This is a genomic window from Azospirillum thiophilum (genome assembly GCF_001305595.1).
In the GTDB taxonomy this organism is placed as follows: domain Bacteria; phylum Pseudomonadota; class Alphaproteobacteria; order Azospirillales; family Azospirillaceae; genus Azospirillum; species Azospirillum thiophilum.
Genome location: NZ_CP012401.1, coordinates 959,466 through 974,141, shown reverse-complemented (window position 1 = coordinate 974,141; position 14,676 = coordinate 959,466). Strand labels below are relative to the sequence as shown.

The 14,676-nt window shown below is 68.4% G+C and carries 12 protein-coding genes; 5 read left to right on the top strand and 7 right to left on the bottom strand.

Annotated elements, in window-relative coordinates; translation table 11 throughout:
- Positions 1-130: 130 nt before the first annotated feature.
- A complete protein-coding gene (locus tag AL072_RS04400; RefSeq protein ID WP_045581354.1) occupies positions 131-2,671 on the bottom strand; it encodes an ABC transporter permease in 2,541 nt (846 codons plus the stop codon).
- 187 nt (positions 2,672-2,858) lie between these two features.
- Positions 2,859-3,626 carry an ABC transporter ATP-binding protein gene (locus tag AL072_RS04395; protein WP_045581355.1) on the bottom strand — a complete coding sequence of 256 codons (768 nt, stop codon included), beginning with the start codon at positions 3,624-3,626 and terminating at the stop codon, positions 2,859-2,861.
- 151 nt (positions 3,627-3,777) lie between these two features.
- Between AL072_RS04395 and AL072_RS04390 the strand changes: the two genes are divergently transcribed.
- The 4 genes from AL072_RS04390 to thpR all read left to right on the top strand — a co-directional run bounded on the left by AL072_RS04390 (position 3,778) and on the right by thpR (position 7,296).
- Positions 3,778-4,395 (top strand): arylesterase, encoded by a 618-nt coding sequence (locus AL072_RS04390; RefSeq protein ID WP_200909777.1) that lies wholly within the window; start codon positions 3,778-3,780, stop codon positions 4,393-4,395.
- Between the two features lie 8 nt (positions 4,396-4,403).
- Positions 4,404-5,555: an FIST signal transduction protein gene (locus AL072_RS04385; protein WP_045581356.1), complete on the top strand. Its 1,152-nt coding sequence runs from the start codon at positions 4,404-4,406 to the stop codon at positions 5,553-5,555.
- Between the two features lie 28 nt (positions 5,556-5,583).
- Complete coding sequence (locus AL072_RS04380) at positions 5,584-6,627, top strand: NADP(H)-dependent aldo-keto reductase (RefSeq protein ID WP_045581357.1); 1,044 nt, start codon at positions 5,584-5,586, stop codon at positions 6,625-6,627.
- A gap of 105 nt (positions 6,628-6,732) precedes the next feature.
- Positions 6,733-7,296 carry an RNA 2',3'-cyclic phosphodiesterase gene (thpR, locus tag AL072_RS04375; RefSeq protein WP_045581358.1) on the top strand — a complete coding sequence of 188 codons (564 nt, stop codon included), beginning with the start codon at positions 6,733-6,735 and terminating at the stop codon, positions 7,294-7,296.
- A gap of 6 nt (positions 7,297-7,302) precedes the next feature.
- Here thpR and AL072_RS04370 read toward each other — a convergent pair whose 3' ends face one another.
- The 3 genes from AL072_RS04370 to dnaK all read right to left on the bottom strand — a co-directional run bounded on the left by AL072_RS04370 (position 7,303) and on the right by dnaK (position 11,949).
- Positions 7,303-8,520: a GGDEF domain-containing protein gene (locus AL072_RS04370; protein ID WP_045581359.1), complete on the bottom strand. Its 1,218-nt coding sequence runs from the start codon at positions 8,518-8,520 to the stop codon at positions 7,303-7,305.
- Positions 8,521-8,733: 213 nt separating this feature from the next.
- A complete protein-coding gene (dnaJ, locus tag AL072_RS04365; protein WP_045581360.1) occupies positions 8,734-9,885 on the bottom strand; it encodes a molecular chaperone DnaJ in 1,152 nt (383 codons plus the stop codon).
- Positions 9,886-10,032: 147 nt separating this feature from the next.
- Entirely contained in the window at positions 10,033-11,949 is a 1,917-nt protein-coding gene (dnaK, locus tag AL072_RS04360) for a molecular chaperone DnaK (protein ID WP_045581361.1), read from the bottom strand.
- 656 nt (positions 11,950-12,605) lie between these two features.
- Between dnaK and AL072_RS04355 the strand changes: the two genes are divergently transcribed.
- A complete protein-coding gene (locus AL072_RS04355) occupies positions 12,606-12,809 on the top strand; it encodes a hypothetical protein (protein ID WP_045581362.1) in 204 nt (67 codons plus the stop codon).
- Positions 12,810-12,833: 24 nt separating this feature from the next.
- Here the strand turns inward: AL072_RS04355 and AL072_RS04350 are convergent, their stop codons facing one another.
- Both AL072_RS04350 and AL072_RS04345 read right to left on the bottom strand, forming a co-directional pair.
- The gene (locus AL072_RS04350; protein ID WP_045581363.1) at positions 12,834-13,364 is read right to left on the bottom strand and encodes a hypothetical protein; all 531 of its coding nucleotides are present in this window, start codon (positions 13,362-13,364) and stop codon (positions 12,834-12,836) included.
- A gap of 179 nt (positions 13,365-13,543) precedes the next feature.
- Complete coding sequence (locus AL072_RS04345; protein ID WP_045581364.1) at positions 13,544-14,587, bottom strand: polysaccharide deacetylase family protein; 1,044 nt, start codon at positions 14,585-14,587, stop codon at positions 13,544-13,546.
- Positions 14,588-14,676 lie beyond the last annotated feature (89 nt).

The window sequence follows — 14,676 nt, the reverse complement described above, 5'->3', positions numbered from 1 at the left end:
GGAATAGGGTGATCCCGTCGCCATGACATATTGGCGAGTCCGCAATGCGGTTCAATAGGAATCGTTCGCGCTTTTCCAAGATGAAAAAGCTTTCACGATTCCTTTTTCCTGCGGCTTTCTGCCACGGCGATCACTCGTTCCGAAGCAACGGCGCCGACGGCTGGCCCAACGCCCGCCAAGTACCATAGAACCCGAAAGCGAGCGTGATCGCGGTGCTGAGCAGCGCGGTGGTGACGACCGCCGACGGCAGGAAGCTCCATTCCCAATGCATCAGGAAGCGCAGCACCGCCCAGGCGGTCAGCGTTCCGATGCCACCGGCGATGATCGCGGTTAGCAGGCCGAGCAGGCCGTATTCCAGCAGGAAGGCGCGCAGCACGTCGCCGCGCGTCGCCCCCAGCACCTTCAGCACCACCGCGTCGTAGACCCGGCGGCGGTGTCCGGCAGCGACCGCGCCGGCCAGCACCAGCGTGCCGGCGGCCAGCGTGATGCCGGCGACGATGCGAACCGCGGTGCCGATATGGCCCAGCATGTCCGCCACCGTGTCCAGCGCGTCCTTCACCCGCACCATCGTGATGTTGGGGAAGCGCTGCAGCACGCCGCGCTGCACCTGCGCCTCGGCCTCCGGCGTGGCGCGGACGGTGGCGATCCAGGTCTGCGGCGCCCCTTCCAGCGTGCCGGGGGCGAAGACCATGGTGAAGTTGATCGCCATGCTGGTGAAATCGGCGGCGCGGACGTTGGCGACCTTCGCCTCGATGCTGCGGCCCAGGATGTTGACGAGCAAGGTGGCGCCGGGGCCGATGCCGAAGGCGTCGGCGACGCTCTGGTGGATGGAGATCAGCGGCGGCCCGGCATAGTCGGCCGGCCACCAGCTGCCGGCGGTGACGGTCGAATGCTCGGGCAGGGTCGCGGAATAGGTGATGCCGCGGTCGCCGGCCAGGATCCAGGCCTGTTCCGGGTTGACCAGCGCCTTTTCGGCCTCCTGCCCGTTCACGCTCTCGATCCGGCCGCGCAGGCTCGGCACCGCCTCGAAGTTGCTGGCGCCGGGGATGCCGGTGACGAGATCGCGCAGGGGATCGAACTGGTCGCGCTGGATGTCGACGAAGAAGAAGCTGGGGGCGTCCTGCGGGATGGTCTCCGACACCCGGCGGGAGAAGTTGCCCTGGATCAGCGCGATGGCGACCAGCACCGTCAGACCGAGGCCGAGCGACAGCACCACCGCCCCGGTCGGATTGCCCGGCCGGTGCAGGTTGGCGAGCGCCAGCCGCAGCTCCGGACGCCGCACCCGGCCCAATCCTCCCTGGCCGACGCGGGCGGCGCCCCAGGTGACCAGCGTCGCGGCGGCGCGGAAGGCGATGAAGGTGGCGATGGAGCCGCCGACGAACCACAGGGCGAACAGCTTGTTGTGCGCGGTCAGCACCGCCAGGCCGGCGAGCGCCAGGGCGGACAGGACCATCGCCACGGTGTAGGGCGTGCGCGGCCGACCGGCCGCCGGGGCGATGACGTCGCGGAACAGGGCGCCGGCCGGCACCTCCCGCGCCCGGCCGAGCGGCCAGAGCGAGAAGGTCAGCGCGGTCAGCACGCCATAGAGCGCCGCGAGCGCCAGGGCGCCGGGATAGACGCCGATCTGCGCCGACACCGGCAGCACGCCGTCGAGCAGCCGGCCCAGCGCCAGCGGCGCCACCGCCCCCAGCGCCAGCCCGATGACGATACCGAGCAACGCCAAAGCCAGGATCTGCGCCAGATAGAGTTGGAAGACCAGGGCGCCCGGCGCGCCGATGCACTTCATCATGGCGATGGTGCGGGCACGCGAGTCCAGATGGCTGCGCACCGCGTTGCCCACCCCGACCCCGCCGACCAGCAGCGCGGTCAGCCCGACCAGCGTCAGGAACAGCGTCATGCGGTCGATGAAGCGCTCGATCTGCGGCGAGGCGTTGGTGAAATCGCGCATCCGCCACGGCGCGTCGGGGAAGCGGGCGCGCAGGTTGTCCTGCCACGTCTTCAGGTCGGTTGCGGCCGGCAGCGCCACCCTGGCGCTCCACCAGGTGAGACTGCCGGGTTGCAGCAACCCGGTGCCCTCCAGCGACGGCAGCGCCACCAGCAGCCGCGGCCCCAGCGAAAAGGCGTTGGACGAGGCGCGGTCCGGCTCGCGGTCCAGCACGGCGGCGACCCGGTAGGCGCCCTCGCCGACATGGATGGTATCGCCCGGCTTCACGCCCAGCCGGTCGGACAGGCTCGCCTCGATCACCGCGCCCCAGTGGCCGTCCTTCTTCGCCAGCGCATCCTTGAGGTCGCCGCCGCCCTGCAGCGTGACGGTTCCGTAGAGCGGATAGACGTCGTCGACCGCCTTCAGCTCGACCAGGGAGGCGCGGACCTCGTCGGTCCCGCGCGCCATCGCCCGCATCTCGGCGGAGGTCGACACCCGGCCGGCGGCGGTGAGCGCCGCCATCTGCTCGTCCGTCGGCGGGCTGTAGAGTTGCCGCAACGCGACGTCGCCGCCCAGGATGGAGCGCCCGTCGTTGGCCAGCCCGTCGAGCAGCCCGCTCGACACCGACTGCACCGCGGCGATGGCGGCGACGCCGAGCGCCAGACAGGCGAGGAAGACCTGGAAGCCCTTGAGGCCGGTGCGCAGCTCGCGCCGGGCGAGGCGGAGGGCGAGGCGGAGATCGGTCATGCGAGCCTCGCGGCGGTGTGGCGTGTTGCGGCGGATGCCCCCTCCCTAACCCTCCCCCTCTTCGAGGGAGAGGGGACTGCCGCCGCTTTGCAAGCTTTCCCCTCCCTCGCCGAAGGCGGGGGTGGGAGGGACCCGCGGCGATGCCGTGGGAGGGAGGGGGCATCCGGCGCTTGCATCATCATCCCCCTCATTCCCCCGCCGCCTGGAGGCGCGCACGCCTTGCCGCCTGCCCGTCGTCGGCGATGCGGCCGTCGGCCAGCCGCACCGTGCGGTCGCAGCGGGCGGCGAGGTTCGGGTCGTGGGTGATGAGGACCAGCGTGGTGCCGCGCCGCTCGGCCAGATCGAACAGCAGCTTGACGATGGTGGCGCCGGTATCGATATCGAGGTTGCCGGTCGGCTCGTCGGCCAGCAGCAGAGAGGGTTCGGTGACGAAGGCGCGGGCAAGCGCGGTGCGCTGCTGCTCGCCGCCGGAAAGCTGGCCGGGATAATGGTGGACACGGTGGCCCAGCCCGACCGACTCCAACCCGATGCGGGCGCGGTCGAAGGCGTCGGCCACCCCGGCGAACTCCAGGGGGATGGCGACATTCTCCAGCGCCGTCATCGTCGGCACCAGATGGAAGGCCTGGAAGACGATGCCGACATGCTGGCGGCGGAAACGGGCCAAACCGTCCTCGTTCAGGTGCCCGAGGTCCTGGCCGGCGACGCGGACGATGCCGCCGCTGGGCCGCTCCAGCCCGGCCATCACCATCATCATGGTCGACTTGCCGGACCCGCTGGGACCGACGACGCCGACCCGTTCTCCGGCCTCCACCTGAAGATTAACGCCCCGCAGGATGTTGACGGGTCCGGCACCGCTGTCCAATCTCAGGTGGACGTCGTCGAGATCCACGATGTTCTGGCCGGTGGATCGGGCGATGGATTTGGGCGACGTTGCAGAGGATTGGACTTTGGACATGCGAATCTCGCATAAGCGGAATGGACCATCGCCATATGGCTCGACCCGGCGCGCTTTCAACACGGTGTCCCTCGGGGCATCCTTCAAGGCAGCCCTCTCGGGCGGCCTGTCCGCCGCGGTGCTGGCCTTCACCATTGCCGCAGGGGCGTCGATGACCGTTCCGACGAGCGCCGCCGCCGCTCCGGTCAAGCTGCTGGCGCTGGGGGACAGCCTGACGGCCGGCTACGGCCTGGCCGAACCGCAGGGCTTCACCCGCCAGCTGGAAAAGGCGCTGTCCGGCAAGGGCTACAGCGTCACCGTCATCAACGCCGGCGTGTCGGGCGACACCACCGCGGGCGGCCGGGCGCGGCTGGACTGGGCGCTGGCCGACAAGCCCGACGCCGCCATCGTCGAACTCGGCGCCAACGACATGCTGCGCGGGCTCGACCCCGATCAGGCGAGGGCCAACCTCGACGCCATCCTGAAGACCCTGACGGAGCGGAAGATCCCGACGCTGCTGGCCGGCATGTTTGCCTCGCCCAGCCTGGGCAAGCCCTACACCGACAGGTTCAACGCCATCTATCCCGACTTGGCGAAGAGCTACGACCTGCCGCTCTATCCCTTCTTCCTCGACGGGGTGGCGCTCGACCGGACGCTGATCCAGCAGGACGGGCTGCACCCGAACGCCCAGGGCGTTGCGGTGATCGTGGAGCGCATCCTGCCCTCCGTCACCGCCCTGCTCGACGGCCTGCCCCAAATCCAGAAGAACACGGCAAAGACCGGAGGCTGAGACCGATCATGACCGTTACCCTCGACAGCGACATCCGCTTTCACGCCGCCTGCGCCGCCGGGGCGGAGTGGGGACCGACGGTCAAGGCCTGCCTCGACCGGCTGGGGCCGGTCGCCGGCTGCAACCTCGGCTTCCTCTACCTGACTGACGGGCTGGCGGAGCATGCGACCAGCATCGTCACCCTGTTGCGCGGCGTCACCGGCATCCGCAACTGGGTCGGCACCGCCGGCATCGGCGTGATGGCCAACGGAACCGCTCTGTTCGACGAGCCGGGGCTGGCGATCATGGCCGCCCGCCTGCCGGAGGACGGTTTCCGCCTGTTCCCCACCGTCACCGACGGGCTGGAGCCGCTGCGCCGCAGCGCGGGCGGCTGGCTGGACAAGCATGGCGCGGCGCTGGCGCTGGTTCATGTCGATCCACACCATCCCGACATGGCCGGGCTGGTGAACCGCCTGTCCGAGGAGGCGGGCGTCTTCCTGGTCGGCGGGCTGACCGCGTCGCGCGGGGAGTTCCCGCAGATCGCCGCCGGTGTCGAGGATGCCGATCCGGTCACCGACGGCGGCGTATCGGGGGTGCTGTTCGCGCCTAATCTTCCGGTCGCCACCGCCCACACCCAGGGCTGCCGCCCGATCGGGCCGACCCACACCGTCACCGCCAGCGACGACAACGTCATCCTGGAGATCGACGGCCGGCCGGCGCTCGACATCTTCAAGGAGGACATCGGGCCGGATCTCGCCGCCGACCTGCGGCAGGTCTCCGGGCTGATCTGCGCCGGGCTGCCGATCGCCGGATCCGACACCCAGGATTATCTGGTCCGCGACCTGATCGCCATCGATCCCCGCGCCGGCTGGATTTCCATCGCCGAGCGGGTGACGACCGGCCAGCCGGTGATGTTCACCCGGCGCGATCCCGACACCGCCGCCGCCGACATGCGCCGGATGCTGGACAGCCTCAAGAAACGGGTGAAGGCGACGCCGAAGGGGGCGGTGTATGTCAGTTGCATCGCCCGCGGCCCCGGCCTGTTCGGCGCCGCCAACGCCGAGCTGTCGATGATCCGCGAGACCTTCGGCGACATGCCGCTGGCGGGATTCTTTGCTTCGGGTGAGGTCTCCCACAACCGGCTCTATGGCTACACCGGCGTACTGACGCTCTTCCTCTAAAGATCATTTCGAATAAGGAACGTTCCGGATGCAGTATCGTCCGCTTGGCCGCACCGGCCTGTCGGTCAGCGCCATCGGCCTCGGCACCATGACCTGGGGCCGCCAGAACACCGAGGCGGAAGGCCATGCCCAGATGGACGCGGCGCTCGACCGCGGCATCACTTTCTGGGACGCGGCGGAGATGTACGCCATCCCGCCCACCGCCGACACCTACGGCAAGACGGAGCAGGTGATCGGCAGCTGGTTCCAGGCGCGCGGCAAGCGCGACCGGGTGATCCTCGCCAGCAAGATCATCGGCGCGCCGGCCGGCGGCTTCGGCTGGGTGCGCGACGGCAAGTCGCGGCTGGACCGCGCCAACATCTTCGCCGCGGTCGAGGCCAGCCTGTCGCGGCTGAAGACCGACTACATCGACCTCTATCAGATCCATTGGCCCGACCGCGTGACCAACCGCTTCGGCGTCCGCACCTACCGGCACAAGCCGGAGCTGGACGATGTGCCGATCGAGGAGACGCTGGCGGCGCTGGCGGAACTGGTCCAGGCCGGCAAGATCCGCCATGTCGGCCTGTCCAACGAGTCGCCCTGGGGGGTGATGCGGTACCTGCGCGCCGCCGAGACCGCCGGTTTGCCGCGCATCGCCTCGATTCAGAACGCCTACAACCTGCTGAACCGGACCTTCGAGACCGGCCTGTCGGAGGTGGCGCTGCGCGAGGATGTCGGGCTGCTGGCCTATTCGCCGCTAGCCGCCGGCACGCTGACCGGCAAGTACCTGAACGGCGCCATCCCGCCGGGCAGCCGCCGTGCGCTCGACCACCGGCCGTCGCGCTATGCCACCGTCAATGCCGACGCCGCGACGGAGGCCTATCTGGACATCGCCCGCCGCCATGGCCTGGCGCCCAACCAGATGGCCATCGCCTTCACGGTGCAGCAACCCTTCGTCACCTCGTCCCTGATCGGGGCGACGACGATGGAGACGCTGATCTCCAACATCGACTCCATCGACCTCACCCTGTCGCCCGAGGTGCTGGCCGAGATCGATGCCGTGCACAACCGCATGCCGGATCCGTGTCCGTGAGCCGTTGGTAAAAGTGCTGGCCGTGGTTGCCCCCTCCCCGTCCCTCCCCCGCTTCGCGGGAGAGGGGGCAATCCGCAGCCGTTGCAGCAACCCCAGAGGTGCCCCATGCTCCGCCTGTTCGTCGCCCTCGACCTGACGGAAGAAATCCGCCAGCGGCTCGCCGGACTGGCGGGCGGGGTGCCCGGGGCGCGCTGGACCGAGCCCGAGAACCTGCACTTGACCCTGCGCTTCATCGGCGAGGTGCCGGAGGATCAGGCGATGGACATCGATGCGGCGCTGGCAGAGGTCCGGGCGCCGGCCTTCGCGCTGACCCTCGACGGGGTCGGCGTGTTCGGCAGCGGGCGCCGGGCGCGAATATTGTGGGCGGGGGTGGAGCGCGGCGCGGCGCTGGCCCATCTGCAGGCCAAGGTGGAATCGGCGCTGGTGCGCTGCGGCCTGCCGGCGGAGGAGCGGAAATTCTCCCCCCACATCACGCTTGCCCGGCTGAAGGACGCGCCGGCCGACCGCATCGGCCGCTTCCTGTCCGACCGCGCCCTCTTCCGCGCCGGTCCGATGCCGGTCGGGCATATCACGCTCTACCGCAGCCATCCCGGCAATGGCGGCGCCGTGTACGAGCCCTTGCGGGAGTATCCGCTGGACGGCGGCCCCGAGGAGGAGACAGCCGGTTGACGCCGGTCAGGCGACCATGCCGTCCCGCGGCTCCCCGGAAGCGGCTCCAGAACCCGGCTTGGATGCGATCCCCGCCCCGGCCCCGACCACGCGGTTCTTGCCGTCCTGCTTGGCCCGGTACATGCGGTGGTCGGCCAGCTCGACCAGGGCCTCCCAGTCGGCGGGGCGGTCAGCGGTCTGCTCGGCGACGCCGATGCTGGCGGTCTGGAAGCTGCCGTCCGGCCGTTTGCCGAAACCGGCCCGGCGCATCCGCTCCACCGCCATCATCGCGCCGTCCATCGGGGTGTCGGGCATGAGGACCAGGAATTCCTCGCCGCCCCAGCGGATCAGCGCGTCCGACTGGCGCAGCAGGCTGCGGATGGTGTTGGCGGCGTGGCGCAGGACGCGGTCGCCCTCCTCGTGGCCGAACCGGTCGTTGACCGTCTTGAAATCATCCAGGTCGACGAAGATCGCCGTGAGCGGCTGGGATGCCCGTTCGGCATGGGCGACCTGGAGTTTCAGCAACTCCTCGCCGATGCGGCGGGAGAAGGCGCCGGTCAGCGCGTCGTGCGCCGCCTGCTCCAGCAGCGCGATCATGAAATGCAGCTGGCTGATCGCCGCCAGCGTCGCCACCACCGCGATCAGAACCAGCAGCCACAGCGCGCTGATGTAGGACGGGAACGGCATCACCAGCGAGCCGTAGAAGCCGGCGGCGAGATGCGCGCCCAGCATCGGGGCGGCGAACAGGGCGCCTTCCAGTGCGGTCAGCGGAAAGACGCTCAGTCCTGCCACCATCACGAAGGGCAGGTAGCCGTAGCCGGCGCTGACCGCGATGCGCAGGTCGTCGACCCCCTGATTGTACAGCAGCGGATGCGAGATGGCGAAGAACAGCGTTGGGATCGCCAGCAATGCCGCGAGCCGCCACCAGGCGCAGAGCATGTCGTCGCAGGACCGGCGCTCGAAGGCCAGTGCCAGGAAGGCGGCGCTGGCGGTCAGGCGCAGCAGGATCAGCCAGACGGCGAGCGACCATTCGAAGACGGAAACGTCGATGACGATCCACAAGGGCGTCAGCACGCCGAACACCAGCGCCACCATGCGGACGCGCGACTGGATCATGGCGGCGCGGCGGCGCTGGAGGATCGGCGTGTGGCCGGCCGGCTGGATCAGGGTGGGCAGTTCGTCGCCGCGCAGGAAGGCGGTGAGCAGGGCGCCGAAAAGGGAGGCGAGAAGCCTGTCAGCCCGCATGCGGTTGCCCGTCCCCGGCACCGGCCGGGCATGTCGCCAAGGAATTAGCCATGATGGGTGATTACACGCGCATGACAGCCCCTTCAACGGCTTTCGCATGAAAAAGGCGGGGCATCCATCGAAAATCGGCCGAAGGCCGGGAGATGCGACAAAAAGTAACGGACGGCGCAACATCGCTACGCCGCCCGCTCCATTTCCGTCGGCGAAGGATCGTCAGTCCTTCAGGTCTTCCCACAGCTCCTTCACCTTGGCGAAGAAGCCTTCCGACTGCGGGTTCGATCCTTCCTTGGCGGCGCCCTCGAACTCGCGCAGCAGTTCCTGCTGGCGCTTGGTCAGGTTCACCGGGGTCTCGACCACCGCCTGGATGTACATGTCGCCGCGCTGAGCGCTGCGCAGCACCGACATGCCCTTGCTCTTGATGCGGAACTGATGGCCGGACTGGGTGCCTGGCGGCACCGTCACCTTGGTGCGGGTGCCGTCGATGGTCGGCACCTCCACCGCACCACCCAGCGCCGCGGTGGTCATCGGAATCGGCACCCGGCAATGAATGTTGGTGCCGTCGCGCTGGAAGATCGGGTGCGGCGCGATGGCCAGGAAGATGTACAGGTCGCCGGCCGGCGCCCCGCGCAAGCCCGCCTCGCCCTCGCCCGCCAGACGGATGCGGGTTCCGTCCTCGACACCGGCGGGGATGTTGACCTGCAGGGTCTTCTCCTTGCGCAGCCGTCCGGAACCGCCGCAGTTCTTGCAGGCGTCCTTGATGACCTTGCCGGCGCCGTGGCAGCCGGGGCAGGTCCGCTCGATGGTGAAGAAGCCCTGCTGCGCCCGCACCTTGCCGTGCCCCTGGCAGGTCGGGCAGGTGATCGGCTGGGTTCCCGCCGCCGCGCCCGAGCCGTTGCAGCTGTCGCACTGCACGGTGGTGGGAACGCGGATGGTGGTCTGGGTGCCCTTGAAGGCCTCCTCCAGCCCGATCTCCAGATTGTAGCGCAGATCCTGGCCGCGGCCGGACGCACCGCCGCCGCCGCGCCGGCCGCCCATGAACTCGCCGAACATCTCGTCGAAGATGTCGGCGAAGCCGCCGCCGCCGCCGAAGTCAAAGTTGAAGCCGCCCGCGCCCGCGCCCGCACCGGGACCGCGTCCGTTCTCGAACGCGGCATGGCCGAAGCGGTCATAGGCTGCGCGCTTCTGATCGTCCTTCAGGACCTCGTAGGCTTCGCTGATCTCCTTGAACTTCTGCTCGGCGTCCTTGTCACCCTGGTTGCGGTCCGGGTGGTACTGCATCGCCATCTTGCGATAAGCCTTTTTCAGCTCATCCGCGCTGGCGCTCTTCGCCACACCGAGCAGCTCGTAATAATCCTGTTTCGCCATGGGGGCCGACCGCCTTTGAGTCGTTCTGGTCCAAACTGTCCGCGTCGTGCCGGAACCTGAGCCCAGCATACCGAAGGCCCGCCGCCGGGGAAAGGCGGCGGGCCATCGATGCTCGCGTCAGATCCGTATCAAAAAGAAGCGCTGGCCTCAGGCCGACTTCTTCTTGTCGTCCTGGACCTCCTCGAAGTCGGCGTCGACGACGCCCGGCTCGTTCGGCTGGGCGCCCGGCGCCTCGCCGCCCGCAGCCGGGGCCTCGCCCTGGCCGGCCTTGTACATCGCCTCGCCCAGCTTCATCGACACCTGGGCCAGCGCCTCGGTCTTCGCCTTGATGCCTTCCAGATCCTCGCCGTCCAGCACCGACTTCAGCTCGGTCACGGCGGCTTCCGCGGCGGTCTTGTCGGAGGCCGGGATCTTGTCGCCGTTCTCCTTGATGGTCCGCTCGGTGGTGTGGATCAGGGCGTCGGCGTGGTTGCGGGCGTCGACCAACTCGCGGCGCTTCTTGTCCTCGGCCGAATGGGCCTCGGCGTCCTTGACCATCTTCTGGATGTCGGCGTCCGACAGGCCACCCGACGCCTGGATGCGGATCTGCTGCTCCTTGCCGGTCGCCTTGTCCTTTGCCGTGACGCTGACGATGCCGTTGGCGTCGATGTCGAAGGTCACCTCGATCTGCGGCACGCCGCGCGGGGCCGGCGGGATGCCGACCAGATCGAACTGGCCCAGCGCCTTGTTGTCCTGCGCCATCTCGCGCTCGCCCTGGAAGACGCGGATGGTGACGGCGTTCTGGTTGTCCTCGGCGGTCGAGAAGGTCTGGCTCTTCTTCGTCGGCACCGTGGTGTTGCGGTCGATCAGGCGGGTGAAGACGCCGCCCAGCGTCTCGATGCCCAGCGACAGCGGGGTGACGTCGAGCAGCAGGACGTCCTTGACCTCGCCCTTCAGCACGCCGCCCTGGATGGCGGCGCCGATGGCGACCACCTCGTCCGGGTTGACGCCGCGGTGCGGCTCACGGCCGAAGAACTGCTTCACCGCGTCGATGACCTTGGGCATGCGGGTCATGCCGCCGACCAGGATCACCTCGTCGATCTCGCTGGCCTTCAGGCCGGCGTCCTTCAGGGCCGCCTTGCAGGGCTCGATCGTGCGCTGCACCAGCTCGTCCACCAGGGCTTCCAGCTTGGCGCGGGTCAGCTTGATGTTCAGGTGCTTCGGACCGGTCTGGTCGGCGGTGATGAAGGGCAGGTTGACTTCGGTCTGCGTGGTGGACGACAGCTCGATCTTCGCCTTTTCCGCGGCCTCCTTGAGGCGCTGGAGCGCGAGCTTGTCCCGGCGCAGGTCGATGCCCTGCTCCTTGTGGAACTCGTCGGCGAGATACTCGATGATCCGGCTGTCGAAGTCCTCGCCGCCCAGGAAGGTGTCGCCGTTGGTCGACTTCACCTCGAACACGCCGTCGCCGATCTCCAGCACGGAGATGTCGAAGGTGCCGCCGCCCAGGTCATAGACCGCGACGGTGCCGGTGCCCTTCTTCTCCATGCCATAAGCGAGCGCGGCGGCCGTCGGCTCGTTGATGATGCGCAGGACTTCCAGCCCGGCGATCCTGCCGGCGTCCTTGGTGGCCTGGCGCTGGCTGTCGTTGAAATAGGCCGGGACGGTGATGACCGCCTGGGTGACCTTCTCGCCCAGGTAATTCTCAGCCGTCTCCTTCATCTTGGTGAGGATGAAGGCGCTGATCTGGCTCGGGCTGTACTTCTTGGAGTGCGCCTCGACCCAGGCGTCGCCATTGTCGCCGGAGATGATGCGGTAGGGAACCAGACCCTGGTCCTTCTTGGTCAGCGGATCGTCGAAGCGGCGGCCGATCAGACGCTTGATCGCGAAGAGGGTGTTTTCCGGATTGGTGACGGCCTGACGCTTGGCCGGCTGGCCGATCAGCCGCTCGCCGCCCTGGCTGAAGGCGACCATCGACGGCGTGGTGCGCGCACCTTCCGCATTCTCGATGACCTTGGCGCTGCCGCCTTCCATCACGGCGACGCACGAGTTCGTGGTGCCGAGGTCGATACCGATCACTTTGCTCATGTTCAGCCTCTTTCGTTCGGCAGATGCGTGGCGGCCCGTCTGGTCCGGCACCGCCGCGATCCCCATTGGGTCGGTGAAACGTCGGTGGAGCGCTTGAGGGTCCTGGCCCTTGGGGTCTAATCCTTGGGGTACGGCCCGTGCTGGCGGAGATATAGGCGGAGCCGTTTCGGGCTGCAACAGGGTGGCTGCCCTTTCGACCCGCAAAAGCGGGGAAAAGCTGTGCCGTCCAGTCCGGCGCATCATGCCTCCCGATGCCGGGCCCATGCACCTGATATGGATGTGGCGAATGCGCTGACGGTACAATCGAATACCGCCGTATTCAAAAAAAGGATGATGAATATCCGGATATTCACCGCTTCTGATTCAACTCGTCACGTGTATTACAAGTCAATAATGGTTCGTGTATGAACTAACCGAGCGCATTAACTTTTCATTAACAAGCAACCGCGTGCAAGGCACTCTCCAGTCAATTCGGAGTTGTTGTAATTGTTCATGGTCTGGCGAATCTAATAGTGAAAACCCAAAAGGAATATGCTATCTCCTTTTTGCAATGAGGATTGACCGCAATGAGTCGAGCCAGCGACGTTTCATGCCGTCGTCGCCTCAGCTTGCGGTTCCGTGCAAAGCCGGCAGCACAGATGTGAAAGGGAAGCGCGATGATGGACGAACGACGCGACGTGGCCATGGCCATCAAGTCTTGCCTGGACAGCCTGTTGAGCGACGCGGCGCGTTGCGATCTGGATGACCTGGCGCGTTTCATCAGCCTCGCCGCGCTTGCCGCGGAAGAGGCGGCGGTCGCCCACGATCCCAAGACGATCCATCTGAAGGCCCTGATGGCCAGCGGCGCCGGTCACTGCTGACCGGCGTTTCCGCGATTTGGAGCCTTACAGTATTTCCGCGTTGCGGATGGCGTCGTCGATCCGGCCCAGCATCTCGGCGCAGGATTCGTCGCCATCCATCAACCCGGGCAACGCAAAGCTGAACATGGCGACCGCGGCGTCGTCGGAACGGTCCGCCCCGATCAGCCACAGGTAATGTGTTTCGGCCCGGCCATCCTCCAGCGTGCGCATCATCGCCTGGGCGATCACCGCACCATCGGCCCGGCTTTCCACGGACCGGTCGCCTGCCCGCGGGTCCTGCGGCCGGACGAAACGCACTGCCATTTCCCGCAGGGTGCCGGCCACGCCGCCGGAGTCCGGACGCGGCACCACCCGGTCGGTCACGAGGCGCAGCACCCCGGCGGCCGGCGGGGGCGGACGGAAGGTGCCGACGGGCTGTCCCTCATGCTCCTCCACATCCACAGCCCAGCCGGGCGGCAGGCGGAACCGCACCGTATCGGCCCAGCCGATGTCGGAGCCCGTCCCGTCGGCTCCTCCACCTGATCCCCCTTCTGCTCCAGGCGTGTCGTGCGCCATCGCTCGCTCCCGCGGTTGCCGCGCGCCTCGCAGAGGCGCGCCAGGGCCGGCACCATAGGCGCCGGCACCGGCCCCGCCAATGCCATAGGCAGCATCCGGCGCTGTGATTTCACGCGATCCGCCCGGAACCGCTCTGGGGAACCGGTCCTGGAACCAGCCGGAAGTCGCGGTTCAGGCCGTCATTCGGGGATCAGGAACTGCACGCCCAACCAGCGCCAGCGTCCGTCCGCGGTCGGCAGGGTGCAGTTGACACGGGCGCGGCCCGGTGGGAAGGCGTCCTTGATGCGGACCTCCACCCGGTCGTCGGCGATGCGCTCCAGTGCGGTACGGCCCTGGCCGGCGGCGAAACAAGCCAGCTTGGAGCTGTCGCCCACCCCGTCGGCGATGGTGAAGCCCAGCGGCGGCGGGTTGACGGTGACCAGCGGATCGTCGGGTGTCAGGTCCGACACCGGCAGCGGCAGGGCGTTGGCCGCCAACTCGAACCGGTCGGCGCTGCCATAGGTCTCGTTCATGACGAAGCGCGGCAGTCCCCAGGGGTCGGCCTGCGGATGCAGCACGCCCGATTGCTGGCCGAAGGCGGCGGTGAAACCCTGGTCCATCACCAGCTGGCGCACGGCAAGCGAATATTCGCCCTGCGGATAGGCGAAGACCGTCGGCCGCCGCCCCAGCTCCGTCTGGAACCGGTCGGACATCCGGCGCAGGTCGGCGGCCAACTGATCGGGGCTGCGGGCGAGCATCGACTGGGTCGAGGTGCCGAGCGCGCCGATGGTGACGCCGGACGCCGCCAGCTGCCGGATTTCAGTCCAGGTCATGTGGGCGGGGGAGCCGCGGTCGACCGCGTCGGTGGCGACGAAGAGGGTGAAGGGCAGGCCGGCGGCCTTCAGCCGGGGCCATGCCTCGGCGTAGGCGGACCGGCTGGCCTCGTCGATGGTGATCGCGACCGTGCGGTCGGGCAGCGGCTTGCCGGTGCGCAACGCCTCCAGGATCGTCGGCAGCGGCAGGACGCGGTACTCGCCGTCGGTCAACTCGTCCAGATGCGCCTCGAACTGGTCGATGCGGATGCTGATGGACGGGTTCTGGTCCTCGCCGAAGCGATCATAGGCGAAGACGACCGCGCTTGCGCCGGTCGGAGAGGCGGCGGCGGCCCGAGACGCCGGCGCGAGCACGGTCCAGACGGACAGCGCGGCGGCGGCAAGAACCCTGACGGCACGACGGAACGGCATGGCGGCCTGTGGAAACGGCTGGCCGGGGCGACCTCCGTCCCGACGCAAAGGATGTGCCATACTCCCCGCCGCTCGAACAAGCGCGGACC

What these genes read in the sequence shown, in the direction of transcription:
- AL072_RS04400 (WP_045581354.1), bottom strand. Translation starts at nt 2,671, where the DNA reads ATGACCGATCTCCGCCTCGCCCTCCGCCTCGCCCGGCGCGAGCTGCGC.
- AL072_RS04395 (WP_045581355.1), bottom strand. Translation starts at nt 3,626, where the DNA reads ATGTCCAAAGTCCAATCCTCTGCAACGTCGCCCAAATCCATCGCCCGA.
- AL072_RS04390 (WP_200909777.1), top strand. Translation starts at nt 3,778, where the DNA reads ATGACCGTTCCGACGAGCGCCGCCGCCGCTCCGGTCAAGCTGCTGGCG.
- AL072_RS04385 (WP_045581356.1), top strand. Translation starts at nt 4,404, where the DNA reads ATGACCGTTACCCTCGACAGCGACATCCGCTTTCACGCCGCCTGCGCC.
- AL072_RS04380 (WP_045581357.1), top strand. Translation starts at nt 5,584, where the DNA reads ATGCAGTATCGTCCGCTTGGCCGCACCGGCCTGTCGGTCAGCGCCATC.
- thpR (WP_045581358.1), top strand. Translation starts at nt 6,733, where the DNA reads ATGCTCCGCCTGTTCGTCGCCCTCGACCTGACGGAAGAAATCCGCCAG.
- AL072_RS04370 (WP_045581359.1), bottom strand. Translation starts at nt 8,520, where the DNA reads ATGCGGGCTGACAGGCTTCTCGCCTCCCTTTTCGGCGCCCTGCTCACC.
- dnaJ (WP_045581360.1), bottom strand. Translation starts at nt 9,885, where the DNA reads ATGGCGAAACAGGATTATTACGAGCTGCTCGGTGTGGCGAAGAGCGCC.
- dnaK (WP_045581361.1), bottom strand. Translation starts at nt 11,949, where the DNA reads ATGAGCAAAGTGATCGGTATCGACCTCGGCACCACGAACTCGTGCGTC.
- AL072_RS04355 (WP_045581362.1), top strand. Translation starts at nt 12,606, where the DNA reads ATGATGGACGAACGACGCGACGTGGCCATGGCCATCAAGTCTTGCCTG.
- AL072_RS04350 (WP_045581363.1), bottom strand. Translation starts at nt 13,364, where the DNA reads ATGGCGCACGACACGCCTGGAGCAGAAGGGGGATCAGGTGGAGGAGCC.
- AL072_RS04345 (WP_045581364.1), bottom strand. Translation starts at nt 14,587, where the DNA reads ATGCCGTTCCGTCGTGCCGTCAGGGTTCTTGCCGCCGCCGCGCTGTCC.